Origin of the sequence: Zestomonas insulae, assembly GCF_016901015.1 — a bacterium.
Classification (GTDB): Bacteria; Pseudomonadota; Gammaproteobacteria; order Pseudomonadales; family Pseudomonadaceae; genus Aquipseudomonas; species Aquipseudomonas insulae.
On the sequence record NZ_JAFEUP010000001.1, the window covers coordinates 171,293 to 198,095 of the forward strand.

Genomic DNA, 26,803 nt, shown 5'->3' on the forward strand with positions numbered 1-26,803 from the left:
TGGTCAGTCAAGGCGCTTTACCTCGGGTATGTCGATGGGTAACGTCTGCCCACCTTTCAGTCTCTGCCACGCCGCAAGGAACTCCGCCATGAGCGACCTGATCAGCTACCAATTCGAAGACGGCATTGCCACCCTCACCCTCAGCAATGGCAAGGTCAACGCGATCTCGCCGGACGTGATCGCCGCCTTCAACGCCGCGCTGGACCGTGCCGAGCAGGATCGTGCGGTGGTGATCATCACCGGCCAGCCGGGCATTCTCTCCGGCGGTTACGACCTCAAGGTGATGACCTCCGGCCCGCAGAACGCCATAAACCTGGTCGCTGCCGGCTCCACCCTGGCGCGCCGCATGCTCGCCCACCCGTTCCCGGTGATCGTCGCCTGCCCCGGCCATGCCGTGGCCAAGGGTGCGTTCATCCTGCTCTCTGCCGACTACCGCATTGGCGTCGAAGGCCCGTTCAGCATCGGCCTGAACGAAGTGCAGATCGGCATGACCATGCACCACGTCGGCATCGAGCTGGCACGTGACCGCCTGCGCAAGTCGGTGTTCCATCGCTCGGTGATCAACGGCGAAATGTTCAACCCGCACGACGCGGTCGACGCCGGCTTCCTCGACAAGGTGGTGCCGGCTGAAGAGCTGCAGGCCACTGCTCTCGCCGCGGCGCAGCAGCTGAAGAAGATCAACATGACCGCACACCGCAACACCAAGCTGAAAGTGCGCAAGGCGCTGCTGGAGACCCTCGACAAGTCCATCGAGCTGGATCGTCAGCACGCGGTCTGAGCCCCACCCAGCCCTGCAAGAAGCCCGGCGTGTGCCGGGTTTTTTATGCGCGTCGTTCCACCTGGGCCGGTTGCTGCGCCAGCCAGCTGGCGATCCGCTCGACCACGCTGTGCGGCGCCTTGAGCCAGGCGCTGTGCGGATTCTCCTGCGGTGGGCGTGGCGAGGGCAGCAGGTCAATCTGCGGCGGCGCCTGGATCATTTCCGCCAAACCGCGCGTGGAAGCCGGCGGCGCGAAGGTGTCGCCGTCGATGGCGATGTACAGCGAGCGGGTCGGATTGTCCGCGCTGCGGCTTTGCGCCAGACCGGTGTGGCGGAAGCTGCCGGTCCAGGCCACCCGACCCCAGTCACGCATCAGCTGGCGCGCTTCGTGGCCGCCGAAGCCGATGCGCTTGCCGGGCAGGTAGCCCAGCACGGCAGTGAGCAGGTTGAAGATCACCGCCACAGTCGGCGTCATCAGCCGGCGCAAGCCCTGCCAATGGCGGTAGTGAATGTTGCCGCAGGCCACGCCAATCACCGTCACGCCGCTATTGGGATGCGCCGCGGCGTACAGCGTGGCGACCTGGCCACCGAGGCTGTGCCCGACCAGCACCTGCAGGCTGCCGGGAAAGTGCCGCTCGGCGGCGCCGCGCAGCTGCGGCACGAAGTCCTCGACCAGCTGTCGATAGCCATAGTCGAACTGTCGAGACGGCCGCGGGCGGCTCTCGCCCTGCCCCGGCCAATCCGCCACCAGCACGTTCAGACCGGCCTGCACCAGGCTCTGCGCCAGCGCTTCGTACTTGCGCGCGGCCACCCCCAGCGCTGGCAGGATCAGCAGCACCGGCGCGCCGGAACCCGCCGAGTAGGTGGTGTACGGGCACTGGCAGCGGCCGCCGGCAAAGGGCACGGCTTCGGACATGGTGAGGCTCCTTGTTCTGGGGCGGTTACGTCAGCGACGAATTTAGAGCAGTTGCTCTAGCTCCACCATAACCGCGCAGGTAATACATCTGCCATGCTCAATGCGGCGCCGCACGGCGCCGCCCCAGCCAGCCAGGAGAAGCACGAAGTCATGGCCCGAGTCGTAGCCGCGGCGGTGTATGCCAAAGGTAAGAAAGTCTCCGATATCTCGCTCGATCAAGGCGCCCAATGGGCCGCGCAGGACGGCCACTTCGTGTGGATCGGCCTGCACGACCCAGGCAGCAGTGAAGTGCTCAGCCTGCAGCAGCAGTTCAATCTGCACCCGCTGGCCGTCGAGGATGCGCTGCTGCAGCACACCCGGCCGAAGCTGGAAACCTTCGGCGATGCGCTGTTCATGGTGGTCTACTCGCCGATCGTCGACGACGACAAGCTGGTGTTCATCGAGACCCAGCTGTTCGCCGGCAAGGGCTATGTGATCAGCGCGCGCTACGGCGAATCACCCTCCTACGCCGCGGTGCGCCAGCGCAGCGAGGCACAGCCGCAGATGCTCGAGCACGGCGAGGACTTCGTGCTCTATGCGCTGCTGAGCTTCGTGATCGAGAACTACCGGCCGCTGCTCGACCAGTACCACGATCGCATGGAAGAGATGGAGCAGCAGGTGCTCAACAATCCTTTGAGCCAGGAGGATGTCGAACAGATCCAGGCCACCCGCCGCGACCTGCTGCGCCTGCGCCGCTACCTGGCGCCGCTCGAGGAGATTTGCCAGGACCTGCAGCACCTGGATTTCCCCTTCATCGACAAGCTCATGCACCCGTACTTCCGCGACGTGGCGATCCACGTCCAGCGCCTGCTGGAGGACCTGGTGGCACAGCGCGAGATGGCCGACCACGCGATCGAAATCGGCCTGTTGCTGGAGTCCTCGCGGCAGAGCGTGGTGCAGCGCAAGTTCGCCGCCTGGGCGGCGATTCTCGCCTTCCCCACGGCGATTGCCGGGATCTACGGGATGAACTTCCAGAACATGCCGGAGCTGAGCTGGCAGTACGGCTACTTCGGGGTATGGGGGATCATCATTGCCGGCTGCGGCGGGCTGTACGCCAACTTCAAGCGCATGGACTGGCTGTAGCGATGCGGGGCGCGGACGCGCCCCGCTCCACCGTTACGCCGGCTGCTTGTCGCGACCGGTGGCGACGAAACGCATCATCCACTCGGCAACCACATGCCCCTGGTGGTCCTGATCGAGACTGGCGATGCCCTGCTGGTAGATCTGCTCGCCGAGGTGCTGCTGGCGAATGTCGAGCAGCGCGCGCGAGTAGTCGTGGATAAACTCCGGGTGGCCCTGGAAGCACAGCACCTGGTCCTCGATGGCATAGGCGGCGTGCGGGCAGAAGTCGCTCGAGGCGATCAGCGTGGCGTTCTCCGGCAGCTGGGTGACCTGGTCCTGGTGACTGATCAGCAGGGTCAAGTCATCGATCGCCGGGGTCATCCACTCCGGTTGCTTGGCGATGCGGTACTGGTGGGTGCCCACGCCCCACCCCTGCACAGCACGTTCGGCCTTGCCGCCGAGCAGCAGGGCCAGCAGCTGATGACCGAAGCACACGCCGAGCAGCTTGTCGCCGCGCGCATAGCGTTCCAGCAGGTAGGTCTTGAGCACCTGAATCCACGGATCGGGGCCGAACGAGTCGGCCTTGCTGCCGGTCACCAGGTAGGCATCGAACTGCTCGGTGTCCGCCGGATACTCGCCCGCCACCACGTTGTACACGCTGAACTGCGCCGGAATCGGCTGACGGCTGAACAGCTTTTCGAACATGTGGCCGTAGCCTTGGTATTGATCGACCAGTTCGGGGCGAAGGTTGTCAGTTTCCAGAATGCAGATGCGCAGCGTCATGAAGTGTCCTGAGGCGGTGGAACGTGTCGATTGTGCGTTTTATCTAACACAGGCCAGGCGGCAAGAAAACAGGCTTCCGACATAAAACCTTAAGCGCTCAGGAAAAAGCCTCAAATGGCCGGCTACAGCGCGCGTCAATAAAACACAACGCGGGCAATCATCATTGGCCGTGATACTGACCATGAAGGGCATTCACTTCTGCCGCCGCGCCGACTTGGCAATGATCTCCTCCAACGGGGCCCACCCCCTTCGCCACTGTGAGGACATCGTCATGAGCAAATACGCCGCCATCGCCAGCCTGATCGCCGCCTCCGCCTTCATCGGCAGCAGCGACCCGCAGCGCTACCAGGTCAAGACCCGCAAGGTCGCCGCCCGCACCGAGAAGAAACCGCAGTAAGCCTTGGCGCCGCCCAGCGGCGCCGGCTCCCCACGGAGAATTGTCATGGCCAGCGCATCGCACCTCGGTATCCAGCAGGCTTATGGCGTGACCTACGCCAGCCTCGAAGATGATCAGCTGTGCTTCGAGTCAGAGCTGGCCTTCCAGCTCGACGACGGCAGCCTGCTGACCCTGCACCTGCCCACGCCCAATCAGGAGCGGCGGGCCATCCAGCAGGCCGTGATGCGCCACGCTCAACTGTCGGCGCGCTGAAGCGCAGACGAAAAAAACCGGCCACCAGGGCCGGTTTTTTCTTGCCAGGCGACTTAGAAGCGCTCGCCCTTGGCCGCTTTCTCCAGCAGCAGCGCCGGCGGTTCGAAACGCTCGCCGTACTGCTCGGCGAGGTACTGGGCGCGAGCCACGAAGTCCTGCACGCCGTACTGGTTGATGAACTGCAGCGCACCGCCACTCCAGGCGGCGAAGCCGATGCCGAAGATCGAGCCGATGTTGGCGTCGGCGGTCGACAGCAGCACGTTCTCCTCGACGCAACGCACGGTCTCGATGGCCTGGATGAACAGGATACGATCGCGCACATCGAGCGCGGGAATCTGCCGATCGGCCTTCTCGAAGCGCGCCTTGAGCTCCGGCCACAGGTGCTTCTTGCCACCCTGCGGGTATTCGTAGAAGCCACCGCCGGCCGCTTTGCCCGGGCGCTTGTACTCATTGACCATCAGGTCGACCACGGCAAACGCCGGGTGCGCCGGTAGCGGTTTGCCTTCGGCTTGCAGGTCCTTGGCAGTCTGCGCACGGATGTGCGCCATCAGGCTCATCGAGACTTCGTCGGACACCGCCAGCGGGCCGACCGGCATGCCGGCCTTGCGCGCTTCGGTCTCGATCATCGCCGCGTTGACGCCTTCGCCGAGCATGGCCAGGCCTTCGTTGGTGAAGGTGCCGAACACCCGCGAGGTGAAGAAGCCACGGCTGTCGTTGACCACGATCGGGGTCTTCTTGATCTGCAGCACGTAGTCGAAGGCACGCGCCAGGGTCTCGTCGCTGGTCTGCTCGCCGCGGATGATCTCCACCAGCGGCATCTTGTCGACCGGGCTGAAGAAGTGCAGGCCGATGAACTTCTCCGGCTTGGCCACTGCGGTGGCCAAGCCGGTGATCGGCAGCGTCGAGGTGTTCGAGGCGATTACCGCATCACTCAACGCCGCAGCTTCGGCGGCAGCCGTCACCTTGCCCTTCAGCGCGCGGTCTTCGAACACCGCCTCGATGATCAGGTCACAGCCCTCGAAATCCGCGTCACTGGCGGTCGCCTTGATCCGCGCCAGCAGCGCGTCGCGCTTCTCGGCGCTGAGCTTGCCGCGCGCCACCTGCTTGTCCAGCAGGCCGGCGGAGTAGGCCTTGCCCTTCTCGGCGGCTTCCAGCGAGACATCCTTGAGCACCACATCGATGCCGGCGACCGCACTGACGTAGGCGATGCCCGCGCCCATCATGCCGGCGCCGAGCACCCCGACCTTCTTCGTCGCGCTGACCGGGAAACCTTGCGGGCGAGACTTGCCGGCATTGATCTCGTTCAGCTGGAACCAGAAGGTGCCGATCATGTTCTTCGCCACCTGGCCGGTGACCAGCTCGGTGAAGTAGCGCGCCTCGATGATGTGCGCGGTATCGAAATCGACCTGGGCGCCTTCGACCGCGGCGCTGAGAATCTTCTCCGGCGCCGGGAAGCAGCCCTTGGTCTTGTCGCGCAGCACCGACGGCGCGATGGAGAGCATCTGCGCGACATTCGGGCTCGACGGCGTGCCGCCGGGCATCTTGTAGCCGGCGACGTCCCACGGCTGCTTGGCGGCCGGGTTGGCGGCGATCCAGGCGCGCGCCTTGGCCAGCATCTCCTCGCGGTCATTAGCGATGTCGTGGATCAGGCCGGCCTTGAGGGCGTCCTGGGCGCCGACCTTCTTGCCTTCGAGCAGGTACGGCAGCGATTTCTCGATGCCCAGCAGGCGCACCATGCGCACCACCCCGCCGCCGCCCGGCAGCAGGCCGAGGGTGACTTCCGGCAGGCCGAGCTGCACGCCCTTGTCGTTCAGCGCGATGCGATGCTGGCACGCCAGGCAGATTTCCCAGCCGCCGCCCAGCGCCGCGCCGTTGATGGCCGCGACCACCGGCTTGCCGAGGGTCTCCAGAGTACGCAGCTGCGCCTTGAGGCCCAGTACGTGGTGGTAGAAGTCGCTGGCTTCGGCCTTGGTGACCTTGATCAGGTCGTTCAGGTCGCCGCCGGCGAAGAAGGTCTTCTTCGCCGAGGTGATGATCACCCCGGCGATGTCCGCCTGCTCGGCGCTCAGGCGAGCCACGGTGGCGCCCATCGCGGCCACGTAGGTGGCGTTCATGGTGTTGGCGCTCTGGCCGGGCATATCGATGGTCAGGACGACGATATTGTCCTGGCCTTTTTCGTAACGGATGGCGTCAGTCATTTTTCTTCTCCGGCCTCAAACACGCTCGATGATCGTTGCGATACCCATGCCGCCGCCAACACACAGCGTGGCCAGGCCGTAGCGCAGACCGCGCTTCTCCAACTCATCGAGCAGGGTGCCGAGGATGGCGCAACCGGTGGCGCCGAGCGGGTGCCCCATGGCGATCGAGCCGCCGTTGACGTTGACCTTGCTCTCCGGCACGCCCATGTCCTTCATGAACTTGAGCACCACCGAGGCGAAGGCTTCGTTGACCTCGAACAGGTCGATGTCGTCGACCTTCAGGCCGGCCTTGGCCAGCGCCTTGCGGGTCGCCGGCGCCGGGCCGGTGAGCATGATGGTGGGGTCGGTGCTGGTCACCGCGGTGGCGACGATGCGCGCACGCGGCTTCAGGCCGAGTTCCTTGCCCTTGGCTTCGGAGCCGATCAGCATCAGCGCGGCGCCGTCGACGATGCCCGAGCTGTTGCCCGGGGTGTGCACGTGCTCGATGCGCTCGACGTGGCTGTACTGGCGCAGCGCGGTGGCGTCGAAGCCCATCTGGCCCATCATCTCGAAGCTCGGCTTGAGCTTGCCGAGGCCTTCCTGGGTGGAGTCGCCACGGATGAACTCGTCGTGGTCGAGGACCACCACGCCGTTCTGGTCGACCACCGGGATCAGCGATTTCTTGAACGAACCGTCGGCGCTGGCGCGCGCGGCCTTCTGCTGCGAACGCAGGGCGAAGGCATCAACATCGGCGCGGCTGAAGCCTTCCAGGGTGGCGATCAGGTCGGCGCCGACGCCCTGCGGAACGAAGCTGGTGTGCAGGTTGGTTTCCGGGTCCAGCGCCCAGGCGCCGCCGTCGGAGCCCATCGGCACGCGCGACATGGATTCCACGCCGCCGACCACCACCAGGTCCTCAAAGCCCGAGCGCACCTTCATCGCGCCCATGTTCACGGCTTCCAGCCCGGACGCGCAGAAGCGGTTGAGCTGCACGCCGGAGACGCTGATGTCCCAGTCGGCAGCCATCACGGCAGTCTTGGCAATATCCGCGCCCTGATCGCCCACCGGGCTGACACAGCCCAGCACGACGTCGTCGACCTGGCTGGTGTCCAGCTGGTTGCGCCGCGCCAGCTCTTTGAGCAGGCCGGCCACCAGGGTCACGGGCTTGACGCTGTGCAGCGCGCCGTCCTTCTTGCCTTTGCCGCGCGGGGTCCGCACCGCGTCGAAAATCCAAGCTTCGGTAGTCATGTCGTCCTCTGGCCTCCCGGAGGGAGGAGTCGGTGGCAGTGTGCAATCGGGGCGCAGCCCGAGCTCCACTCGTTCTTGTTTGAGCGCTCTACACCTTACTCGCAGGGCCCTCAGGCTCAATGACCGAAGCGCTCAGCGCCATTGACTGCAGCGCTCAGACGAACGGTCGGGCTAGGACTAACGTCTGAGAACCGTGCGGCGAAGGGTCTGGCGCAAGGGTTCGGCACGAGCGGCGCCGGTCTGGCATAACTCAGTGGCACTAAAACACTGAGTTTGGGCGCGAACTCTTCTAAAGAAGCCGTGACGCAGGCCCTAGATTTACCAGTGCAAGGGGCCGCCGCCGGGTTTTGCCGGGGCGGTTTTTTTGTCCACGCTTCGGCGTGACGCGTTCGCCGGACACGCCGTTAGAGCCGGCAACAGACGCCACCGAACAAGAACAAAAGGCAACGGCCATGTATAAGAAAGCCAAGATCCGCCAAGCGGGCCTGATCGTATTTGCCACCACAGTGATACTGATCCTGCCCAACTTCACCCGCTTCTTCACCTGATCTGCCACTTCCGCCCGCGCAACTGGACGACGCGCCCGCGTCATCCAGCCGCGGGCAACAACCCCAGCAGCAGCAACGGCAAGAACCCGAACGCCAACAGCGTCGAGCACAGCACCAGGCTGGCGACCTGCTCCGGCGAACGTCCCGCGCGCACCGCAAACAGGTAATTGAATACCGCCACCGGCATCGCCGACTGGAGGATCAGTACGCCCTGTTCCAGCGGCGTCAGGCCGAGTGCCGTGCCGATCGCCCAGGCGATGGCCGCCCCGCACAGCAAGCGCAAGCCGCCAAGCAGCAGGCCGTCACCGATGTGCTTGACGCGAATGCTGGCCAGCGACACGCCGAGGGTCAGCAGCATCAGCGGGATGGTCATGCCGCCGAGCAGGCCGACGGTGTTGCTCAGCCAGCGCGGCAGGTGCAGATCGAACACCACCAGCGGCATGGCCAGGGCGAGGCTGATGAGGATCGGGTGGGTGAGCAGTTTGCGCGGCGAGCGCTCGGCGCCGGAGAGCACCAGGCCGAGGCTGAAATGCGCCACCGAAAGCACCAGGAAGAACGCCACCGCCAGCGCCAGGCCCTGCTCGCCGAAGGCATACAGGCTCATCGGCAGGCCCATGTTGCCGGAGTTGGGAAACAAGTAAGCCGGCACCAGCACCTTCCAGTCCTGCTTGAACAGCCGGCTGAGCAACAGCCCGGTGAGCCCCATGGCCACGGTGACCAGGGCACAGGCGGCGGCGACCTGAGCGAAGGCCAGGCGGTCGATCTGCGCCTGGCTGAGGGTCGACAGCACCAGGCACGGCGTGCCGACGTACAGCACCAACTGGGCAACAAACTCGGTGGGATAGGCCTGCCCCGAGCGGGCCCAGAAGTAGCCGATTCCGGCGACGATCATCACTGGTGCCATGACTGCAAACAACTCGCCCAGCATGCTCATCCCCTTCTGAAAACCCGCATGCTAGCGGGCTCCGGTGATCAGCGGCAATTGTGCTAGGGTGCCGCTTTTCAGCCTTTGCGAGCCAAACCGCCATGCGTCGCCTGCCTGCCTTCGTTCTCGCCCTGCTGGCCAGCACGGCACTGCACGCCGCCGAGTTGCGCCTGGAACTGCCGGGCGGCACGCGGCAGTGGGACACCGCCGCCCTGCTCGCCCACCGCGAGGCGCAGCCGATCGAGATTCCCGCCGACGTCGCCTACAAGCGCGCCATGCACTACCGCGCCGTGCCGCTGGCCAGCCTGCTGGATGGCGTGCAGCCCGGCGATCACCTGCAGTTGGTGGCCAAGGACGGTTTCGCCGCGGAGCTGTCGGCCGCGCCGCTGCTGGCGCGCAGCGGCGCGCGTGCCTGGCTGGCGATCGAGGACCCAGCCGCGCCCTGGCCACCGCTGGGCGCCGGCAAGCCCAGCGCGGGGCCGTTCTACCTGGTATGGAGCGATCCGCAGCTGGCCGATATCGGCAGCGAACAGTGGCCGTTTCAGGTGGTGACGATTCGCTGTCTGGACGCGGTGGCACAGCGCTTTCCGGCGCTGACCCCGGCGACCGATGCCGCTCCGGCGGTGCAGGCAGGCTTCGCCCAGTTCCAGAAGAACTGCCTGGCCTGCCACCGCCTCAACGGCGCCGGCGATGCGCAGTTCGGTCCGGACCTGAACCTGCCGCACAACCCCACCGAGTACTTCGCCGCCGACTTCCTGGCCCGCTACATCCGCGATCCGCAGAGCCTGCGGCGCTGGCCGCAGGGCAAGATGCCCGGGTTCAGCCGCGAAGCACTGAGCGACCAGCAGCTGGGTGAGTTGATTGCCTACCTACGGCACATGGCCGGGCGCAAGGTCGGCGCCGACCAGTAGGCCGGCCCTTACACGTTGTAGTTGGTCGGCGGTGCCGGCAAGGCGCCGAGCAGTTCCTGCAGGCCGCTGGCCCAGCGCTTGCGGATGTCGCTGTAGTAGTCGTCGTCCTCACCGACCCGGTAGCCCTCCGGCAGGATCAGGCTGTCCTTGTGATAGACCAGCAGGTCCAGCGGCAAACCGACCGACAGGTTGCTGCGGATGGTCGAGTCGAACGACACCAGCGCGCAGCGCAGCGCCTCTTCTAGCGAGGTGGCGTAATGCAGGTTGCGGTCGAGGATCGGCTTGCCGTACTTGCTCTCGCCGAGCTGCAGGAACGGCGTATCAACCGTGGCCTGAATGAAGTTGCCCTGCGGATAGATGCTGTACAGGTCCGGTGGGCTGCCGGCGATCTGCCCGCCGACCAGGAACGAGCAGGTCAGGTCGGTGTTGCCGGCCAGCGGCGCGCCGTCGCGGGCGACCACCTCGCGGATCGTCTCGGCGACCAGCGCGGTGGCGTCGTAGAGCGTCGGCACGCTGTGCAGGCTGACCAGGTTGGGGTCGGCGCTGCGCTGCTTGAGCAGGTTGATCACCGACTGCGAGGTGGCCAGGTTGCCGGCGGTCTGCAGCACGATCAGCCGCTCACCGGGCACGCCGAAAGTGAACAGCTTGCGGAAGGTGGCGATGTGGTCGATACCCGCATTGGTGCGCGAATCGGAGACGAACACCAGGCCATCGGCCAGGTTCATGGCGACGCAGTAAGTCATGGATATGCCTTCTTGTGCAGGGCGATGGGCGACCCTCGTTTCGACCCCAGGGCAGCGCCCGGCGTTCAGCGCGCGACGACTCGGCGGATGGAGCTCGTAGGACGGGTTGAGCGCAACGCTACCCATCAGCAACGCGGCGATGGGTATCGTCGCTACGCTCCTCGCCTAGGCGGCCCCACCCATCCTACGAATACCCTCCCCCTACTGCTCCTGCACCATCAGCAGCGGTGCGACTTGCACCTTGGCGTGCATCTGCTCGCCGCCGCCACCCCGGCGCATGCCGCGCACCGGGCAGGCGTCCAGGTAATCGAGACCGACCGCCAGCTTCAGGTGGCGCTCCGGGCGGGCCAGGCCATTGGTGATGTCGAAGCTGTACCAGGCGCCGTCCAGCCAAGCCTCGGCCCAGGCGTGGCTGGCCAGGTGGCCGTTGTCCTCGGAATGCAGGTAGCCGGACACATAGCGCGCCGGCACCCCGAGGCTGCGCGCGCAGGCGAGGAACGCATGGGTGTGGTCCTGGCAGACCCCGGCCCGTGCGGCGAAGGCTTCCGCCGCGGTGGTGTCGACGCGGGTGGCGCCGGGCTTGTAGACGATCTCGGCGTTCAGCGCCTCCATCAGCCCGACCAGCGCGGCGCGGTCGCGGCGGGTCTCGCACTGCTGGCGGGCGAAGGCGGCCAGCGCTTCGTCGACGGCGGTCAGCCGCGTGTGCCGCAGGAACGGCAACGGCGAGCCGGCCTCGTGCTCGGCCTCGCGGCTCGGGTCGATCTCCACCTGGCCGCGCGCGCCGATCACGATCGAGTCATGCGGCTCGTCGAGGGTCAGCACATGCAGGATGTTGCCGTACGGATCGAGCTGCGCGCGCACCTGGCACGGCAAGTTGAGCTGCCAGCTGATCACCTGCTGGCGCTCGCTGTCGTGCGGCGTCAGGCGCAGGTACTGGATGCTCGCGCGCACCTGATCTTCGTAGTGGTAGGTGGTGTCGTGGCGGATGGAAAGTCTCATAGGACCTCCAGATAGGAGCTGTGGATGGCACGGGCCAGCTGGCGAACCAGCAGGATGAAGTCGGTGAGCCAGGCGTGCAGGCCTTCTTCGAGGATGTCGTCGATGCCGCTGTAGCGCAGGCGCGCGTCCAGTTCGGCAGCCAGGCGCTGGGCCGGGCGGCCGTTTTCGCCGGGCAGGCTGGCGAGAATCTGGTGCAGCTCCTCCATGCACGAGCGCAGCGAGCGCGGTACGTCCGGACGCAGCAGGAGCAGTTCGGAAACCTTGCGGGCATTCGGCGAGCCGCGATAGATCTCGGCGAATGCCTCAAACGACGACAGCGCGCGTAGCAACGCGCTCCACTGGTAGTAACTGTGCGCGGAGCGGTCGTCGACCTCGTCGACTTCCTCGCCGAGCATCTCGTAGCGCGCATCGAGCAGGCGCAGGGTGTTGTCGGCGCGCTCGATGAAGGTGCCGATGCGGATGAAACGGTAGGCGTCGCTGCGCATGATGGTGCCGAAGGTGGCGCCGCGGAACAGGTGCGAGCGCTCCTTGACCCACTCGCAGAAGCGGCTGATGCCGTAACGGCCGAGGCCCTGCTCGGCGATGCCGCGGATGTCCAGCCAGGTGGCGTTGATGTTCTCCCACATGTCCGCGGTGATCCGCCCGCGCACCGCGTGGGCGTTGGTCCGCGCGGCCTGCAGGCAGCAGTAGATGCTGGCCTGGTTGGCCTCGTCGAGGGCGAAGAAGTGCAGCATGCGCTCGGCATGCAGCTGGCCGTGACGGCTCAGGTATTCGTCGAGGGTGCCGGTGATCAGCAGCGGCATGGCCAGTTCGTCGAGGCCATCGCCACGGCCGTCCTGCGGCATCAGCGACAGCGAATAGCTGACGTCGAGCATGCGCGCGAGGTTCTCGGCGCGTTCCAGGTAGCGCGACATCCAGTACAGGTCGGAGGCGGTTCTCGAAAGCATGCTCAGTCCTCCACCACCCAGGTGTCCTTGGTCCCGCCGCCCTGCGACGAGTTGACCACCAGCGAGCCTTCGCGCAGCGCCACGCGGGTCAGCCCGCCCGGCACGATGCGCGTCTCGCGGCCGGACAGTACGAATGGGCGCAGGTCGATGTGTCGCGGGGCGATGCCGTTCTCGACGAAGGTCGGGCAGGTCGACAGGCACAGCGTCGGCTGCGCGATGTAGGCCTCCGGGCGGGCCTTGATGCGCTCGCGGAACTCGGCAATTTCCGCCTGGCTGGCCGCCGGGCCGACCAGCATGCCGTAGCCGCCGGAGCCCTGGGTTTCCTTGACCACCAGTTCAGGCAGGTTGGCCAGCACGTGGGACAGCTCGTCCGGCTTGCGGCACTGCCAGGTCGGCACGTTCTTCAGGATCGGCTCCTCGTCGAGGTAGAAGCGGATCATGTCGGTGACGAACGGGTACACCGACTTGTCGTCCGCCACCCCGGTGCCGATCGCGTTGGCCAGCACCACGTTGCCCGAGCGGTAGGCGGCCAGCAGGCCGGGTACGCCGAGCATGGAGTCGGGGTTGAAGGCCAGCGGGTCGAGGAAGGCGTCGTCGAGGCGGCGGTAGATCACGTCGACCTGGCGCGCGCCGGAGGTGGTGCGCATGAACACCTTATCGTCGCGGACGAACAGGTCGGCACCCTCCACCAGCTCCACGCCCATCTCGCGGGCGAGGAAGGCATGCTCGAAGTAGGCGCTGTTGAAGCGCCCGGGCGTCAGCACCACCACGCTGGGGTTATCCAGCGGGCTGGAGCTCTTCAGCGCGTCGAGCAGCAGGTTCGGGTAGTGGTTGATCGGCGCGATGCGCTGCGCGGCGAACAACTCGGGGAACAGGCGCATCATCATCTTGCGGTCCTCGAGCATGTAGCTGACGCCGCTCGGGGTGCGCAGGTTGTCTTCCAGCACGTAGTAGGTGCCGTCGCCGTCACGTACCAGGTCGACCCCGGCGATGTGCGCGTAGATGTCGCGGTGCAGGTCGAGGCCCTGCATGGCCAGCTGGTAGCCGTCGTTGGCCAGCACCTGCTCGGCGGGGATGATGCCGGCCTTGATGATGCGCTGGCTGTGGTAGAGATCGGCGAGGAACATGTTCAGCGCCTTGACGCGCTGGATGCAGCCCGCCTCCACCACCTTCCATTCGCTGGCCGGGATGGCCCGCGGAATGATGTCGAAGGGAATCAGGCGCTCGGTGCCCTGATCGTCGCCATACAGCGTGAAGGTGATGCCCGCACGGTGAAACAGCAGGTCCGCTTCGCGGCGGCGCTGAGCCAGGAGGTCGTCCGGAGTCTCATGCAGCCAACGGGCGAATTCCCGGTAATGCGGACGGCATTGGCCGTCGGCAGCGTACATCTCGTCGTAGAAGATACGAGTCATGCCGAACTCCTTGTCACGCAGGCACTTCGCTCATCGCAAGCGCCGTGCCATCGAATCAAGCCCTTTTGATTCAATCACTTAGACAAACAGCAGCCTTGCAGCGCACCACAACCGTGCACGCCAAAGGAGCCACAATCAGGGCACGCCCTATTCCACGGCAGGTGCATGGCCAGCGACCGCACAGCCGGTGCCGTCGCGCCGCGAGTGGGCGAGGTGAAAGATAGGAGTCGAGCGGAAAGGAAATGGTTCGCTGCCGATAGCGCTCGGCAGGACCGGACGGGCGAGCAGCCGCCCGTCCGCTGCATTCACACCAATTGGGCCAGGCCTAGCCAGTGGCGGTAGAAACGCTCGGCGACGCCGTTCATTGCCGCAACCTTGGTCGGCAGGTCGGTGAGCATCTGCCGGATGCTCTGCTGGCTGGCCTGCGTCTCGTCGAGCACGTGCGCCCAGTCACGCAGCCACAGGCGCACCAGGTCCTCGGTCATCTCCGGGTGGCCCTGCAGGCCGAGTACCTTGTCGCCCCAGACGAACGCCTGGTTCGGGCACCAGGGACTGGACAGCAGGCGCTGCGCACCGTCGGGCAAGTCGAAGGTCTCGTTGTGCCATTGGTAGACGACGAATTCGTCCGGCAGCTGGCTGAGCCAGGCGCTGTCCGCCAGCGCGGCGCGCTGCAGCGGCTGCCAGCCGACCTCGGTGTAAGGCATCCGGTTGACCCGCGCGCCCAGCGCCTTGGCCAACAGCTGGCCGCCCAGGCAATGACCGATCAGCGGGATATCGCGGTGGATGAAGTGGCGCAATGCGTCAATTTCTGTCGCGATCCAGGGCAACGGATCGTTGACGCTCATCGGCCCGCCCATTACCGCCACCGCCTTGGGCAGGTCCAGGTCGTAGCCGTCCAGCTCGCCAAGGTCGACGCGCAGGACGCTGAAATCCAGCTGATGTTCGTCCAGCACCCGTGCCAGATGGCCGGCTGGGCAGAAATCGACGTGTGTGAGAATCAAGATATCGGTCATATCTGAACTACCTCCGTGGGCCCGATCTCAGGCAAAGCGCGTGCCGGATTCGGAACGGGGCAGGCTTCGATGAAGCGCTCGTCATTCCTTCGAGCTGCGGAATGACGGCGCGCTTCCTTACGACGTGAAGGTATCAGGCCCGCGGGCCACGGATTTCCTGGGTGACGCCCCAACCATCGAGCACACCGCCAAGCGGTGTGACCAGCGACTCCATGTCCTGCGAGAAGTCACCGATGTCCTCATAGGTGGCATACATGACTTTGCTCACCGCCAGTTGCCAGTCACCGTTCTCGCCGGCACTGACCTGCGTATTCAACGATTCGCCCTGACGGAATTTCTTCGCCGCCATTCGCGCCCGCTCCTCATCGGGAAAAATGACGTAGAACTCGATTGGATGGAACCGGGTGAAGTCGAAGCCACCCTCTTTCATGCGGTGCAGCACTTTACTGCTGGCATCATCGTGGAAGGCAGTGCTCATAAGATGACCTCCTTTCAATCGATGTATGAATGGTTCCGCATTTCCCTCCAGGCCGATCACTGCGATCGGCATAGCGATAGACACATAACGCATCGAGACAGGTGTCAGGCCCAGTACCGCAGCCCAGGCAGGGTGATCGACCGAGACTGGCCGACCAGAACCCTGCCTGGAGCTTAGCGCTGGCAGGCGGGTTTTGCCCCCGGCAGCGGACAAGCGGACTAGACGCCCGCGCCGCCTACTCGCGGCTGAGCCAGCCCATCGTCAGGCGGTTCAGCCAGGCCGGCGTCACCTGGGCGAAGGCGTACATCAGGCGGAACGACCCGCTCACCGGGCGGTGCACCGCGGCGCCCTGGGCCTGCTGCCACACCGCCGCGGCGATGTCCTCGGCCTGCAGGTTCACCCCCATGCGCCGCAGGGTCGGCGGCTCGAACTGCTGGCTGTCGACCATCGGCGTGCGCACGAACGGCGGCATCAGGTCGCCGACGCGGATGCCGTGGCGCCGCCATTCCAGGTCCAGCGCCTCGGTCAGGCCGCGCACCGCGAACTTCGACGCCGAGTAGCTGACCATGTGCGGCGTGCCATACAGCCCGGAGGCCGAGCTCATGTTGATCACCTGCGCACTGGGCGTGGCCTTGAGATAAGGGAACGCCGCGTGGGTCATCTGCAGCAGGCCGCGCACGTTGATGTCGAGGATGCGCAGGTGCTCGTCCAGGCTGATCGCCTCGAAATGGCCGAAGCGCAGCACCCCGGCGCAGTTGAACAGCAGGCGCAGCTGGCCCTGGTGCTGCGCGCAGAAGTCCGCCAGTGCCTGCTGCACCGCGGCCGCGTCGGTCACGTCGAGCGGCGCATGCCAGGCACCGTTCAGTTCGGCGGCGAGGCTGGCCAGCGCGCTGTGGTTGACGTCGAGCAGGCCGACCTTCCAGCCACGCGCATGAAACAGCCGCGCGGTCGCCGCACCGATGCCGGAGGCGGCACCGGTAATGAGGATGTTGTCCATGTCAGCTGCGGGCTTCCTGCTGTTCGTGAATGAAGGCGACGATGCGCGCCAGGGCCAGGTCCGCGGCCTTGAGCATGCCGACGTGCGCCTGGAACACGTGCCAGAGCCCCGGATAGCGCTCCAGGCGCACCCGCGTGCCAGCGGCACGCGCGCGTTCGGCGAGACGCAGGCTGTCGTTGAGCAGCACCTCGTCCTCGGCGACCTGGATCAGCAGCGGCGGAAGCGCCAGGTCGCCATGCAGCGGCGACAGGCCCGGGTCGCAGCGATCCAGACCCGGCGGGCAATACAAGGCGATGGCCTGATCCAGCCAGGCCGGGTGCAGCAGCGGATCGCCGGCCGGCGGCTGGTGCAGGTGCTCGCCGCTGGCGTCGGTCCACGGCGACAGGCAGACCAGCCCGGCCGGCAGCGGCAGGTCCAGGCGCTTGAGCTGCTGGGTGGTGATCAGGCTGAGGTTGCCGCCGGCCGAGTCGCCGCCGATGAAGATCTGCTCGGCGCGATAGCCGGCATCGAGCAAGGCGCGGTAGGCCGCCACCGCGTCCTCGCGGGCCGCCGGATAGGGATGCTCCGGCGCCAGGCGGTAGTCCAGGGCACACACCGCCAGGCCGCCGCGCTTGGCCAGCATGGTGCAGATCGCCCGGTGCGTCGACGGCGCGCCAATCAGGTAGGCGCCGCCGTGCAGGTAGAGCAGCACCGCACCGCTGTCGTGCTGCGGCCGGTGCCACTCGCAGGGGCGTCCGCCGAGCTCGCCGGCGCTGCGGGTCACTCCGCTGACCTTCAGCGGCATCGCAGTCAGTGCCTTGATCAGCGCGCGCTGGCCGGCGATCGGCATCGGCGGGCGCACCAGGCCACGGAACAGCAGGCGCAAGGTGCCTCGCAGCACGGCGCGGAGCAGCGGCTGGCCGGCATCGGCGGCGGTGAAGTCAACGGGTGCATTCATAGTCGGCGAGCTCCGGACGGCGGGTGTATTGACGATAGGTGAAGGTGAAACCGGGCCAGTTGTTGGTGTTCTTGCCCTCGGCGGTCTTGTACCAGCTGGTGCAGCCCTGCTCCCACACGGTGTGCTGCACGCGTTTGTGCAGATCCTGATTGAAGCGGCGCTGCACCTCGGGCTTCAGCTCCATGGCGCGCAGGCCCTGGTCGCGCAGTTCGCGCAGGCAGCCGACCACATAGCGGAACTGGCTCTCGAGCATGTAGATGATCGAGTTGTGGCCGAGGTTGGTGTTCGGTCCGTAGAGGATGAACAGGTTGGGGAAGCCGCTGACGCTGATGCCCAGGTACGCCTCGGCGCCGGCGCGCCAGGCCTGGTTGAGGTCCAGACCGCCGCGCCCGGTGATGTGCATCGGCGCGAGGAAGTCGGTGGCGGCGAAGCCGGTGCCGTAGATGATCGCGTCCACTGGGCGCTCGCGCCCATCTTCAGTGACCACGCCGTTGGCGGTCACCTCGCGGATGCCGTCATTGACCACCTCGACGTTGGCCCGCGCCAGTGCCGGGTAGTAGTCGTTGGAGATCAGGATGCGCTTGCAGCCGAGCGGATAGTCCGGGGTGAGCTTGGCACGCAGCTGCGGGTCGGCGATGCCGCGCGCCAGATGGCGGGCGAACGCGCCGCGCATCACCTTCATCAGCGAGGGGAACACCGAGAAGGCCAGCACCCGCGATTCGTGCTGGATGTACTTGAGCAGGCGGTCGACCTTCTGCAGCGCCGGAAAGCGGCGCATCACCGCCAGCTCCCAGGGCTTGTAGGCGCGGTCCGGCTTGGGGATCACGTAGGCCGCCGAACGCTGGAACAGGTGCAGCTGGGCGACCTCGGGGGCAATCGCCGGGACGAACTGGATGGCACTGGCGCCAGTCCCGACCACCGCCACGCGCTTGCCGCGCAGGTCATAGGCGTGGTTCCAGCGCGCGGAATGGAACACCTCGCCGCGGAACTGCTCCATGCCGGGCAGACGCGGATAGGCCGGCCGGTTGAGCTGCCCGCAAGCACTCACCAGCGCCTGGGCGCTGAAGGTCTCGCCGTCGCTGGTGAGTACCCGCCAGAGCCCCGCCGCCTCGTCGAACTCGGCGCTGGCCACCTCGGTGTTGAAGCGAATCTGCGGCAGCAGCCCGTACTTGTCGGCGCAGTGCTGCTGGTAGGCGAAGATTTCCGCCTGCGGGGCGAACTTGCGCGACCAGTCGCTCTTCGGCTCGAAGGAATACGAATAAAGGTGCGAGGGCACGTCGCAAGCCGCCCCCGGGTAGGTGTTGTCGCGCCAGGTGCCGCCGACTTGGGCGCCCTTCTCCAGAATCAGAAAATCGCCGATGCCGGCCTTCTGCAACTGGATGGCCAGGCCCAGGCCGCCGAAGCCCGCGCCAATGATCAGCACGCGCAACGGCGCCGTATTCAAAGGACTCTTGTGCATTGTTATCTCCTCTCGAATCCCGAGGATGCTAATGCAGCTGGACGCGACGTCGTTATGGCATAGTCGGTCATCACATGTGATTTCCGGACAACCGTGCGCCACCGATGAACAAGCCGCCCCGCCAACCCGCCCGCCGCAGTGCGACCAGCGTGCAGCTGCTCGTCCAACTCGGCGTCGATCACAGCCTCAGCGCCGAGCGCTGCCTGGCCGGCACCGGGTTGAACGGGCAGACGCTGGCCGACCCCGACGCCGAGGTCGGCAGCGAGCAGGAGCTGCAGCTGATCCGCAACCTGGTCGGTGCCCTCGGCCACCTGCCCGGCCTCGGCGTGCAGGCCGGTATGCGCTACCACCTCAACACCTATGGCATCTGGGGCTTCGCCCTGCTGAGCAGCCCGAGCTTTCGCAGCGCGGCGTCCATCGGCCTGCGCTTCGTCGACCTGACCTACGCCTTCACGCGCATCTACCTGGAGGAGCGCGACGGCCAGGCCCTGCTGTTCCTCGACGACAGCGCCCTCCCCGGCGACCTGCGGCGCTTCATCGTCGAGCGCGATGCCGCGGCGATCATGAACATCCATCGCGACCTCACCAACCGCCCGCTGGCCCTCGACCGCGCCAGCTTTCGCCTCGGCGCGCCGGACGATAGCGCGGCGTACGACGACTGGTTTGGCGTTGCCCCCGAGTTCGAGGCCGCTACTAACTGCCTGGTGTTCCCCAGCCGGGTGCTCGACCTGCCGCTGCCGGGCGCCGATCCGCAAGTGGTGCGCCACTGCGAGGACCAGTGCCAGAAACTGCTGACCAAGCGCCGGGTGCGCACCGGCCTGGCCGGGCGCATCCGCAACCGGCTGCTGGCGAAACCCGCCTACCTGGCGAGCATGGAGAGCCTGGCCGGCGAGCTGAACACCACCTCGCGCACCCTGCGCCGCCGCCTGGAGGAGCAAGGCACCAGCTTCCGCCAGCTGCAGGACGAGGTGCGCGAGGTGCTCGCCGAGGAGCTGTTGGCTACCGGCCTGAGCCTCGAGGAGATCGCCGCCCGCCTCGGCTACGGCGAAGCGTCCAACTTCAGCCACGCGTTCAAGCGCTGGAAAGGCGTGTCCCCGCAGCACTACCGTCGTCAGTAGCGGGTCGCCAACCGACAGCGCTGAGCTGCGCGTTGCTGGATTCCCGCCTGCGCGGGAATGACGAGACAACCTGGGCTGCGTCGAGCCTCTGAAGCCTGGTCCGCAAGAACCGTCATTCCCGCGTAGGCGGGAATCCAGTGGAACTCGCGCCGGCACCCGGGCCTGCGAGGAAGGTGCCTGCATGGAGAACCACAAAACCCGCACCAAACAAAAGGGGCCTTGCGGCCCCTGTTTGCTTACTGCTCTTGCTGCTTGCTGTCCTTCACCCCGGCGGTGTTGTTCAGCAGGCTGTTGGTCGCCGTCTGCAGGAAGCCCTCGAGGTGCTGCTTGAGCTGCGGGTCGATCTCGCTTTCCCGCTCAGCCGCCGGCTGCGCGCCGAGCTGGTAGCGGTACTGGCGCGGCTCGAAGCCCTTGGGCTGGATGAGGATGCGCTCGGCGTTGACGATGGCCACCGTCTGCTCGCCGCCCGACGGTTTGATCACACCGATGCCGGTGTCGCCCGCCGGCAGGTTGAGCAGGTCGCGGCCCCAGCACTGGTGACGGGTTTCGCCGCCCAGGCGACCCATGATGGTCGGCACGATGTCGATCTGCGTGCCGACGGTGTGGTTGCGCTTGCCGAACTTCTCCTGCACGCCCGGACCGATCAGCAGCATCGGCACGTTGAAGCGGAACAGGTCCATCTCGGTGAGCTGCTGCTGGCCGCCGAAGCCGTGGTCGCCGACCAGCACGAACAAGGTGTTCTTGTAGTACGGCGCCTGCTTGGCCTTCTCGAAGAACTGGCCGAGCGCCCAGTCGGCGTAGCGCATGGCGGTCAGGTGATCGTTGAGGGTGCCGTGCTCGGTGACCGGGGCCACCGGCAGGTCCTTCGGCAGCGCATACGGCGTGTGGTTGGAGAGCGTCTGCAGCAGCGCGTAGAACGGCTTGTCGGTGGGCAGCTTGGCCAGCTCGGCGGCGCCGCGGTCGAACATGTCCTGGTCGGAAACGCCCCAGGTCGGGTCCATGAACACCGGGTTCACGAAGTCCTCGCGACCGATGAAGTTGGTCATGCCCTGGTTGCTGAAGAAGCCGGACTGGTTATCCCACTGGAAGTTGCCGTTGTACACGTAGAGGTTGTCGAAGCCACGCGCGCTGAGCAGCTGCGGCAGGCCGGAGAACTGGTGTGCGCCTTCCGGCGAGCGCATCAGGTACTCGAAGCTCGGCAGGTTGGGGAAGCACGCCATGGTGGCGAACATGCCCTGGTGGGTGTGGGTACCGTTGGAGAAATAGCGGTCGAACAGCAGGCCCTCTTCGGCCAGCTTGTCGAAGTAAGGGGTGATGCCCTTGATCGGGCTGCCCAGCGCGCCAACCGAGTGGCCGGCGAAGCTCTCCATGAGAATCACCACCACGTTGCGGATCGGCAGGGTGTTCGCCGCCGGCGGGTTGAAGTCGCGACGCACCGCCGCGCTGTCGGCATCCACCAGGGTGTCCAGCGGAGTGAGCAGCATCTCGCGGGTCAGCTTGAGCGCCTGCGCGTCTTCCATGGTCGCCTTCCAGGCGTTGTCGCGGTGCGAGGAGAAGCTGTGCGAGGCGGCGTCGGCCAGCGTCAGCGTGCCGTTCAGGCCCAGCTGGTTGGCGAACATCGAGTCGGTGGTATAGGCATCGCCCCAGCGCAGTGGCGGGCCCTGGCGCAGGTGGCCGCGGGCGATCACCACCGCCACCAGCAGGCACACCACGAACACCGCACCACGCAGGTACCAGGGCGAAGCGCTACGCGCCGCGCCCGGCGCCACGGCGGTCGCGGCCTTGGGGCGGGTCAGCAGGTCGATGCGCTTGAACAGCAGGTACAGCAGCACCGTGGCCAGCGCCCAGGCCAGCAGGTAGCGGCCGACCGGGAAGCCATTCCACAGCATGCTCATTACCGTGCGGGTGTCTTCCTCGAAGTACTGGAACACCAGGCTGTTCAGGCGCTGGTGGAACTCGCGATAGAAATCCAGCTCGGTGAGGCCGAGGAACAGGGTGACGCTGGCGAAGAACGTCAGCCACAGCCGGTGCAGACCGCGCGCGCCCATGGCGCGCAGGCTGAACAGCGACAGCAGCAGCGGCACGCAGGCGTAGACGATCACGCGCAGGTCGAAGCGCATGCCGTTGTAGAAGGCTTCGATAAACACCGCGAGCGGGCTGTCGCCGATCAGGTCGCGGTTGTAGGCCAGCAAGGCCCCGCGCAGCAGCGTGTAGAGCACCAGCAGCGCCAGGGCACTGAGCAGGGTGAAGGCCAGGTGGCTCTTGATGGTCGGGTGGCTGATGCGGAACGGCGGTTTCTGACTCAAGGCTTCCGTGGAGGTCATTGGGCTTAGGGGTCCATGGATTGACGGTTGATTTCGAGGATACGGTCGCGTCCCTGTTCCGCCACGAGGTAGCGGCTGGAGTCGACCGGAATGATGGTCTGAGCCGAACGCAGGTGGCGGAGAATAACCTGCAAACGCCCGGTTGGGTCGACCAGCAGCAGACGCGCCATGTGCGTGGCGTCTTCGGTGATCCACAGGCCGTCTGCCGTGCATTGCACGAAGCCGGGCTGGTTGAGGCCGTCGACCACCAGGCGGTCGACGCCGTTGGCCTGCCACTGCTTGACCCAGCCCTTGGCCTTCTCGACATAGAACAGCCGGCCGTCGTCGCACAGGCTGACGCCCTCGCCTTCGATCAGCCCACTGCGCAGCACCTCCAGCGTGCCGCTATCGGCGTCGTAGCGCAGCAGCCGACCGCCGCTGGTCTTGTCTTCGATGGCGTACACGTAGCGTCCGTCAGCGGCGATGCCTTCGACGCTGTCGGCCTGGAATAGCACGCTGCGCTGGCCGTCGTGCAGCCACAGCACCGGGCCCGGGCCTTCTTCCTGGCCGGTGACCAGGCCGCCACGAAACATCGCCTGACCGTCTGGCTTGGACAGCCCGCCGAGCACCTCGCGGCGCTGGCCGTCGGCCGCCAGCAGGAGAATCGTGCCGCGGCCGTCCAGCGCTTCCTGGCTGACGTACAGGCCGCCCTTGCCGTCCAGCGCGAGGGCGCTGACGCGGCTGATGCCCTGCTGGTAGACGCGGTAGTCCCAGCCCGCCGCAGCAGTGACCGGGAACAGATGCCGCCAGGCCGGTACGGCGAGCCCACCCACCAGCAGCGCGGCAAGCAGCCAGAGCCAGCGCCGCCGGTGGGTGGGTTGCAAGGTCAGGGGCATGGGCGGTCTCGAATCGGAAGTGCGCGGATTCTCGACTGCGCCCCGTGAAAATTTTGTCGGCGGCAGCGCAGCGGGCGGCGCCCAGCCATAAGCCACGCAGCTAACCAGCCATTCAGGGGCTCAATGCAGCGCCAGTTCATCGTCGACGGGTCGCCGCGCGGCGTCTCGCCCAGTACCGTGGCAAGGCCATTTGCCATCAGGCAAACGCCGCGCCGCATCCTGCGCCAGCGCCTCAAGTGGCAGCAGCAACGACCGACACAGTCGGCATAAAACGACAATGGAGTTTTTCATCCATGCAACACGGGCTACTCGCCACCTTCATGCCACCCACCCCACTCAACCACAGCGACGAGTTGCTCGGCCGCATGCTCGCGCTGATGGGCGTCTGCGCTCTGCTGGTGGGCCTCTACAGCGGCGTCAAATGGGGCCACCTCGGCTACGGCGCGCTGGTGCGCGGCTCGTTCCTGCTGATCATCGGCATGCCGCTGGCACTGCTGAGCCTGCGCAACGCCTGGCTGCCGCTGCGCGGCATCGCCAACCTGGTCATCGGCCTGACCAGCGCCTACGCGATGTTCCTGGTCTACCACCTCGGCGGCCTGCATTCGGCGCATATCCTCTGGCCGGTGGCGCTGATCGGCCTCGCCTACCTGCTGATCGGCGGGGTCTCCGCGGCGTTCTGGACGGTGCTGCAGATCGTCTTCGTGGTCTGGCTGATCGTCCTCGACCGCAGCGGCGCCAGCCTGCCGCAGTTCGAGCTGAGCGCGCGCGATGCGCGGGTCAACGAATATTCCGGCTTCCTCCTGCCGCTGCTGACCGCCTGGCTCGGTCAGTGGTACAGCGCGCGGCTGCGCCAGCAGGCGCTCGACGACGCCCAGCAGCACCTGCAGGACATCGAGCAGAGCAGCCGCGAAGCCACCTCCAGCAGCCACGCGCTGAGCGGCCTGCTCAGTGAAGTGCGCGACAGCGCCGGCGATCTGCGTCAGCTGTCGCAGCAGCTGTACCGCACCCTCGACACCATCCGCCTGCGCTGCCAGAGCATCGACGGCGACGTGCAGCAGCAGGCCGACGCCATGCACGAGCTCGACGTCGCCCTGCACCGCGTGCTCGACGACCTGGCCGCCAGCACCGCGCAGATGCAGCAGCTGAGCCGCGACACCCAGCACAGCAGCAACCAGGTCAACACCTGCGCCGAGCGCATGCAGCAGGCCCAGGGCAGCATGCAGGCGATCCAGCAGAGCAACCAGCGCATCGCCGAGTCGATGCAGATGATCAGCGCCATCGCCCAGCAGACCAACCTGCTGGCGCTCAACGCGGCCATCGAGGCGGCGCGCGCCGGCGAGCACGGGCGCGGCTTCGCGGTGGTCGCCGACGAGGTGCGCAACCTGTCGCAACGCAGCAACCAGACCGCCGACACCGTGCAGGGCGTGCTCGGCGAGTCGCAGCAGATCGTCGACACCGGCGCCGCGCAGGTCAGCGACGTCGGCGCGGCGCTCAGCGACAACGCCGCGCTCACCGACAACCTGTCCGGCGCGATCCTCCAGCACAGCCAGGCGCTCGACGACGCGCACCGCCAGCTGGCCCGCGTGCGCGACAACAGCGCCGCGCAGCGTGAAGCCAGTCAGCGCCAGCGCGCCGCCAGCGCCGAACTGCTCGCCGAGCAGGAGTCGCTGGTGGCCCTCGGCGAACGCCTCGAGCGGCTGTCGCAACAGCTGCACCAGCGGGTGCGCGACTAGGCACGGGAAACATCCCGGCACGATTGCCCGGCCGGGCAGTGCTTCTCGCGAGGCGGGGCTTGTCGTACAAAAGCCCCAGCCTATCGAGGAGAACGTCCATGCCCAAACTCGCCGCCACCCTGCTCCTACCCGCCCTGGCACTCAGCGCCGGCGCTGCGCTGGCCGATGCCGCGCCCAGCTACGGCGCGCGCCTGGAAGGCTTCACCTACCCCTATCCGCTGCAACACTTCGAGTTCGACTCGCAGGGCCAGAAGTTGTCGATGGCCTACCTCGACATCGCCGCAAAGGCACCGGCCAATGGCCGCACGGTGGTGCTGCTACACGGCAAGAACTTCTGCGCGGCCACCTGGGAGCAGAGCATCGCGGTGCTTAGCCAGGCCGGCTACCGGGTCATCGCCCCCGATCAGATCGGTTTCTGCGCCTCGTCCAAACCACAGGGCTACCAGTTCAGCTTCAACCAGCTGGCGCAGAACACCCAGCAGCTGCTTGCCGCGCGCGGAATCGACAAGGCTACGGTGATCGGCCATTCGATGGGCGGCATGCTCGCTGCGCGCTTTGCCCTCAACTACCCGCAGAATGTGCAGCGTCTGGTGCTGGTCAACCCCATCGGCCTGGAAGACTGGCAGGCCGCCGGCGTGCCCTATGCGAGCATCGACCAGCTCTACCAGGGCGAACTTAAGACCAGTTACGAGAGCATCAAGGCCTACCAGCAGCGCTTCTACTACAACGGCCACTGGAAGCCCGAGTACGACCGCTGGGTAACCATGCTCGCCGGTCTGTACAACGGCCCGGACAAGCGCCTGGTGGCGTGGAACCAGGCGCAGACCTCGGACATGCTGTTCAGCCAGCCGGTGATCCACGAGTTCGCTCGTCTTCAGACGCCGACCCTGCTGATGATCGGCGGTAAGGACCGTACCGCGCCTGGGGCCAACCGCGCACCCAAGGATATCGCCGCGCGCCTCGGCAACTACCCGGAACTCGGTCGCCAGGCCGCCGCCCGCCTGCCGCACGGCACGCTGGTGGAGTTCCCCGAGCTCGGTCATTCGCCTCAGGTGGAAGCCCCGGAGCGCTTCCACAAGACGCTGCTGGACCAGCTCGCGCGCCAGCCCTGAGCCGGTTGCGCGGCGCCAGGCGCAGGTTTCTGCGCCGACGCTGTCGATTCGCCAGTGCGCCGGACGACCATACTGGTCCTTCCCGCCACCGGAGCCATCGCCATGCGTATCACCCCCTGCCTGTGGTTCGACGACCAGGCCGAACAGGCCGTCGCCTTCTACACCGCGATCTTCGCCAACTCGAAGATCACCGACATCTCGCGCTACGGCGAAGCCGGCAAGGAATTCCACGGCAAGCCGCCCGGCTCGGTGATGACCATCGCCTTCGAACTCGACGGCCAGCCCTACATCGCGCTCAACGGCGGACCGCTGTTCCACTTCAGCGAGGCGCTCTCGCTGCAGGTCAACTGCGACACCCAGGCGGAAATCGACCATTTCTGGGAGCACCTCTCCGCCGGCGGTGATCCGGCGGCCCAGCAGTGCGGCTGGCTGAAGGACAAGTTCGGCCTGTCCTGGCAGATCGTGCCGCGCGCCCTGCCGGCGCTGATTGCCGGTGGCGACTCGGGCAAGGGCCAGCGGGTCATGGCCGCCTTGATGCAAATGAAGAAGCTCGACATCGCTGCCCTGCAGCGCGCCGGCCAGGGCTGAACGAAAGCCCGAACCATCCAGGCAGGCGGCGGGTCATTGCTTATGGCCCCCGCGCC

General features: G+C 66.6%; 25 protein-coding genes. 9 read left to right on the forward strand and 16 right to left on the reverse strand.

Annotation, left to right across the window (positions count from 1 at the left end; genetic code table 11):
• Nucleotides 1-88 precede the first annotated feature (88 nt).
• Nucleotides 89-778, forward strand: a complete 690-nt coding sequence (locus JQX08_RS00865) for a crotonase/enoyl-CoA hydratase family protein (protein ID WP_204914030.1) — start codon at nucleotides 89-91, stop codon at nucleotides 776-778.
• A gap of 43 nt (nucleotides 779-821) precedes the next feature.
• Here JQX08_RS00865 and JQX08_RS00870 read toward each other — a convergent pair whose 3' ends face one another.
• Nucleotides 822-1,673: an alpha/beta fold hydrolase gene (locus JQX08_RS00870; RefSeq protein ID WP_204914031.1), complete on the reverse strand. Its 852-nt coding sequence runs from the start codon at nucleotides 1,671-1,673 to the stop codon at nucleotides 822-824.
• Nucleotides 1,674-1,823: 150 nt separating this feature from the next.
• Here JQX08_RS00870 and JQX08_RS00875 point away from each other — a divergent pair, with 150 nt between their 5' ends.
• Complete coding sequence (locus JQX08_RS00875) at nucleotides 1,824-2,795, forward strand: magnesium and cobalt transport protein CorA (RefSeq protein ID WP_204914032.1); 972 nt, start codon at nucleotides 1,824-1,826, stop codon at nucleotides 2,793-2,795.
• Between the two features lie 33 nt (nucleotides 2,796-2,828).
• Here the strand turns inward: JQX08_RS00875 and JQX08_RS00880 are convergent, their stop codons facing one another.
• Nucleotides 2,829-3,557, reverse strand: a complete 729-nt coding sequence (locus JQX08_RS00880; RefSeq protein WP_204914033.1) for an amidotransferase — start codon at nucleotides 3,555-3,557, stop codon at nucleotides 2,829-2,831.
• A 271-nt stretch (nucleotides 3,558-3,828) separates the two neighbouring features.
• Here JQX08_RS00880 and JQX08_RS22320 point away from each other — a divergent pair, with 271 nt between their 5' ends.
• Nucleotides 3,829-3,954, forward strand: a complete 126-nt coding sequence (locus JQX08_RS22320; RefSeq protein WP_283246493.1) for a hypothetical protein — start codon at nucleotides 3,829-3,831, stop codon at nucleotides 3,952-3,954.
• Nucleotides 3,955-3,999: 45 nt separating this feature from the next.
• Nucleotides 4,000-4,206 (forward strand): type III secretion system co-regulatory protein PtrC, encoded by a 207-nt coding sequence (gene ptrC, locus JQX08_RS00885; protein WP_204914035.1) that lies wholly within the window; start codon nucleotides 4,000-4,002, stop codon nucleotides 4,204-4,206.
• A gap of 53 nt (nucleotides 4,207-4,259) precedes the next feature.
• Here the strand turns inward: ptrC and JQX08_RS00890 are convergent, their stop codons facing one another.
• The 3 genes from JQX08_RS00890 to JQX08_RS00900 all read right to left on the reverse strand — a co-directional run bounded on the left by JQX08_RS00890 (nucleotide 4,260) and on the right by JQX08_RS00900 (nucleotide 9,104).
• On the reverse strand, nucleotides 4,260-6,404 hold the full coding sequence (locus JQX08_RS00890; protein WP_204914037.1) for a 3-hydroxyacyl-CoA dehydrogenase NAD-binding domain-containing protein: 2,145 nt from the start codon (nucleotides 6,402-6,404) through the stop codon (nucleotides 4,260-4,262).
• 15 nt (nucleotides 6,405-6,419) lie between these two features.
• On the reverse strand, nucleotides 6,420-7,628 hold the full coding sequence (locus tag JQX08_RS00895; protein ID WP_204914039.1) for an acetyl-CoA C-acetyltransferase: 1,209 nt from the start codon (nucleotides 7,626-7,628) through the stop codon (nucleotides 6,420-6,422).
• A 588-nt stretch (nucleotides 7,629-8,216) separates the two neighbouring features.
• On the reverse strand, nucleotides 8,217-9,104 hold the full coding sequence (locus JQX08_RS00900) for an AEC family transporter (RefSeq protein ID WP_204914040.1): 888 nt from the start codon (nucleotides 9,102-9,104) through the stop codon (nucleotides 8,217-8,219).
• Between the two features lie 98 nt (nucleotides 9,105-9,202).
• Between JQX08_RS00900 and JQX08_RS00905 the strand changes: the two genes are divergently transcribed.
• Nucleotides 9,203-10,012 (forward strand): cytochrome c, encoded by an 810-nt coding sequence (locus JQX08_RS00905; protein ID WP_204914042.1) that lies wholly within the window; start codon nucleotides 9,203-9,205, stop codon nucleotides 10,010-10,012.
• 8 nt (nucleotides 10,013-10,020) lie between these two features.
• On the opposite strand, the gene JQX08_RS00910 is transcribed toward JQX08_RS00905, so the two are convergent.
• The 9 genes from JQX08_RS00910 to JQX08_RS00950 all read right to left on the reverse strand — a co-directional run bounded on the left by JQX08_RS00910 (nucleotide 10,021) and on the right by JQX08_RS00950 (nucleotide 18,997).
• Entirely contained in the window at nucleotides 10,021-10,755 is a 735-nt protein-coding gene (locus tag JQX08_RS00910) for a proteasome-type protease (RefSeq protein ID WP_204914045.1), read from the reverse strand.
• A gap of 201 nt (nucleotides 10,756-10,956) precedes the next feature.
• Nucleotides 10,957-11,754 carry a transglutaminase family protein gene (locus JQX08_RS00915; protein ID WP_204914046.1) on the reverse strand — a complete coding sequence of 266 codons (798 nt, stop codon included), beginning with the start codon at nucleotides 11,752-11,754 and terminating at the stop codon, nucleotides 10,957-10,959.
• Complete coding sequence (locus JQX08_RS00920; protein ID WP_204914048.1) at nucleotides 11,751-12,701, reverse strand: alpha-E domain-containing protein; 951 nt, start codon at nucleotides 12,699-12,701, stop codon at nucleotides 11,751-11,753. Before JQX08_RS00920 ends, JQX08_RS00915 begins: the two co-directional genes overlap by 4 nt.
• 2 nt (nucleotides 12,702-12,703) lie before the next feature.
• On the reverse strand, nucleotides 12,704-14,113 hold the full coding sequence (locus tag JQX08_RS00925; protein WP_204914051.1) for a circularly permuted type 2 ATP-grasp protein: 1,410 nt from the start codon (nucleotides 14,111-14,113) through the stop codon (nucleotides 12,704-12,706).
• Nucleotides 14,114-14,418: 305 nt separating this feature from the next.
• Nucleotides 14,419-15,126, reverse strand: coding sequence for a type 1 glutamine amidotransferase (locus JQX08_RS00930; protein ID WP_204914053.1), 708 nt, complete (start codon nucleotides 15,124-15,126; stop codon nucleotides 14,419-14,421).
• Nucleotides 15,127-15,259: 133 nt separating this feature from the next.
• A complete protein-coding gene (locus tag JQX08_RS00935) occupies nucleotides 15,260-15,604 on the reverse strand; it encodes a ribonuclease E inhibitor RraB (RefSeq protein WP_204914054.1) in 345 nt (114 codons plus the stop codon).
• A gap of 235 nt (nucleotides 15,605-15,839) precedes the next feature.
• Nucleotides 15,840-16,601, reverse strand: a complete 762-nt coding sequence (locus tag JQX08_RS00940; RefSeq protein WP_204914056.1) for an SDR family oxidoreductase — start codon at nucleotides 16,599-16,601, stop codon at nucleotides 15,840-15,842.
• A gap of 1 nt (nucleotide 16,602) precedes the next feature.
• Entirely contained in the window at nucleotides 16,603-17,538 is a 936-nt protein-coding gene (locus tag JQX08_RS00945) for an alpha/beta hydrolase (protein WP_204914058.1), read from the reverse strand.
• Entirely contained in the window at nucleotides 17,522-18,997 is a 1,476-nt protein-coding gene (locus JQX08_RS00950) for a flavin-containing monooxygenase (RefSeq protein WP_204914060.1), read from the reverse strand. Before JQX08_RS00950 ends, JQX08_RS00945 begins: the two co-directional genes overlap by 17 nt.
• Nucleotides 18,998-19,101: 104 nt before the next feature.
• On the opposite strand from JQX08_RS00950, the gene JQX08_RS00955 reads away from it, so the two are divergent.
• Nucleotides 19,102-20,115 (forward strand): AraC family transcriptional regulator, encoded by a 1,014-nt coding sequence (locus JQX08_RS00955; RefSeq protein ID WP_204914062.1) that lies wholly within the window; start codon nucleotides 19,102-19,104, stop codon nucleotides 20,113-20,115.
• Between the two features lie 236 nt (nucleotides 20,116-20,351).
• Here JQX08_RS00955 and JQX08_RS00960 read toward each other — a convergent pair whose 3' ends face one another.
• Nucleotides 20,352-22,439 carry an LTA synthase family protein gene (locus JQX08_RS00960; protein ID WP_204914064.1) on the reverse strand — a complete coding sequence of 696 codons (2,088 nt, stop codon included), beginning with the start codon at nucleotides 22,437-22,439 and terminating at the stop codon, nucleotides 20,352-20,354.
• A 5-nt stretch (nucleotides 22,440-22,444) separates the two neighbouring features.
• On the reverse strand, nucleotides 22,445-23,314 hold the full coding sequence (locus tag JQX08_RS00965; RefSeq protein ID WP_204914066.1) for an SMP-30/gluconolactonase/LRE family protein: 870 nt from the start codon (nucleotides 23,312-23,314) through the stop codon (nucleotides 22,445-22,447).
• 293 nt (nucleotides 23,315-23,607) lie between these two features.
• Between JQX08_RS00965 and JQX08_RS00970 the strand changes: the two genes are divergently transcribed.
• From JQX08_RS00970 to JQX08_RS00980, 3 genes are all read left to right on the forward strand, one after another.
• The gene (locus tag JQX08_RS00970) at nucleotides 23,608-25,047 is read left to right on the forward strand and encodes a methyl-accepting chemotaxis protein (RefSeq protein ID WP_204914068.1); all 1,440 of its coding nucleotides are present in this window, start codon (nucleotides 23,608-23,610) and stop codon (nucleotides 25,045-25,047) included.
• Nucleotides 25,048-25,145: 98 nt separating this feature from the next.
• On the forward strand, nucleotides 25,146-26,159 hold the full coding sequence (locus JQX08_RS00975) for an alpha/beta fold hydrolase (RefSeq protein ID WP_204914070.1): 1,014 nt from the start codon (nucleotides 25,146-25,148) through the stop codon (nucleotides 26,157-26,159).
• Between the two features lie 102 nt (nucleotides 26,160-26,261).
• Nucleotides 26,262-26,747, forward strand: a complete 486-nt coding sequence (locus JQX08_RS00980; RefSeq protein WP_204914072.1) for a VOC family protein — start codon at nucleotides 26,262-26,264, stop codon at nucleotides 26,745-26,747.
• The last annotated feature ends 56 nt before the right edge of the window (nucleotides 26,748-26,803 follow it).

What these genes read in the sequence shown, in the direction of transcription:
- JQX08_RS00920 (WP_204914048.1), bottom strand. Translation starts at nt 12,701, where the DNA reads ATGCTTTCGAGAACCGCCTCCGACCTGTACTGGATGTCGCGCTACCTG.
- JQX08_RS00925 (WP_204914051.1), bottom strand. Translation starts at nt 14,113, where the DNA reads ATGACTCGTATCTTCTACGACGAGATGTACGCTGCCGACGGCCAATGC.
- JQX08_RS00980 (WP_204914072.1), top strand. Translation starts at nt 26,262, where the DNA reads ATGCGTATCACCCCCTGCCTGTGGTTCGACGACCAGGCCGAACAGGCC.
- JQX08_RS00960 (WP_204914064.1), bottom strand. Translation starts at nt 22,439, where the DNA reads ATGACCTCCACGGAAGCCTTGAGTCAGAAACCGCCGTTCCGCATCAGC.
- JQX08_RS22320 (WP_283246493.1), top strand. Translation starts at nt 3,829, where the DNA reads ATGAGCAAATACGCCGCCATCGCCAGCCTGATCGCCGCCTCCGCCTTC.
- JQX08_RS00905 (WP_204914042.1), top strand. Translation starts at nt 9,203, where the DNA reads ATGCGTCGCCTGCCTGCCTTCGTTCTCGCCCTGCTGGCCAGCACGGCA.
- JQX08_RS00975 (WP_204914070.1), top strand. Translation starts at nt 25,146, where the DNA reads ATGCCCAAACTCGCCGCCACCCTGCTCCTACCCGCCCTGGCACTCAGC.
- JQX08_RS00970 (WP_204914068.1), top strand. Translation starts at nt 23,608, where the DNA reads ATGCAACACGGGCTACTCGCCACCTTCATGCCACCCACCCCACTCAAC.
- JQX08_RS00895 (WP_204914039.1), bottom strand. Translation starts at nt 7,628, where the DNA reads ATGACTACCGAAGCTTGGATTTTCGACGCGGTGCGGACCCCGCGCGGC.
- JQX08_RS00870 (WP_204914031.1), bottom strand. Translation starts at nt 1,673, where the DNA reads ATGTCCGAAGCCGTGCCCTTTGCCGGCGGCCGCTGCCAGTGCCCGTAC.
- JQX08_RS00910 (WP_204914045.1), bottom strand. Translation starts at nt 10,755, where the DNA reads ATGACTTACTGCGTCGCCATGAACCTGGCCGATGGCCTGGTGTTCGTC.
- JQX08_RS00955 (WP_204914062.1), top strand. Translation starts at nt 19,102, where the DNA reads ATGAACAAGCCGCCCCGCCAACCCGCCCGCCGCAGTGCGACCAGCGTG.
- ptrC (WP_204914035.1), top strand. Translation starts at nt 4,000, where the DNA reads ATGGCCAGCGCATCGCACCTCGGTATCCAGCAGGCTTATGGCGTGACC.
- JQX08_RS00950 (WP_204914060.1), bottom strand. Translation starts at nt 18,997, where the DNA reads ATGCACAAGAGTCCTTTGAATACGGCGCCGTTGCGCGTGCTGATCATT.
- JQX08_RS00880 (WP_204914033.1), bottom strand. Translation starts at nt 3,557, where the DNA reads ATGACGCTGCGCATCTGCATTCTGGAAACTGACAACCTTCGCCCCGAA.
- JQX08_RS00930 (WP_204914053.1), bottom strand. Translation starts at nt 15,126, where the DNA reads ATGACCGATATCTTGATTCTCACACACGTCGATTTCTGCCCAGCCGGC.
- JQX08_RS00865 (WP_204914030.1), top strand. Translation starts at nt 89, where the DNA reads ATGAGCGACCTGATCAGCTACCAATTCGAAGACGGCATTGCCACCCTC.
- JQX08_RS00875 (WP_204914032.1), top strand. Translation starts at nt 1,824, where the DNA reads ATGGCCCGAGTCGTAGCCGCGGCGGTGTATGCCAAAGGTAAGAAAGTC.
- JQX08_RS00935 (WP_204914054.1), bottom strand. Translation starts at nt 15,604, where the DNA reads ATGAGCACTGCCTTCCACGATGATGCCAGCAGTAAAGTGCTGCACCGC.
- JQX08_RS00945 (WP_204914058.1), bottom strand. Translation starts at nt 17,538, where the DNA reads ATGAATGCACCCGTTGACTTCACCGCCGCCGATGCCGGCCAGCCGCTG.
- JQX08_RS00890 (WP_204914037.1), bottom strand. Translation starts at nt 6,404, where the DNA reads ATGACTGACGCCATCCGTTACGAAAAAGGCCAGGACAATATCGTCGTC.
- JQX08_RS00965 (WP_204914066.1), bottom strand. Translation starts at nt 23,314, where the DNA reads ATGCCCCTGACCTTGCAACCCACCCACCGGCGGCGCTGGCTCTGGCTG.
- JQX08_RS00900 (WP_204914040.1), bottom strand. Translation starts at nt 9,104, where the DNA reads ATGCTGGGCGAGTTGTTTGCAGTCATGGCACCAGTGATGATCGTCGCC.
- JQX08_RS00915 (WP_204914046.1), bottom strand. Translation starts at nt 11,754, where the DNA reads ATGAGACTTTCCATCCGCCACGACACCACCTACCACTACGAAGATCAG.
- JQX08_RS00940 (WP_204914056.1), bottom strand. Translation starts at nt 16,601, where the DNA reads ATGGACAACATCCTCATTACCGGTGCCGCCTCCGGCATCGGTGCGGCG.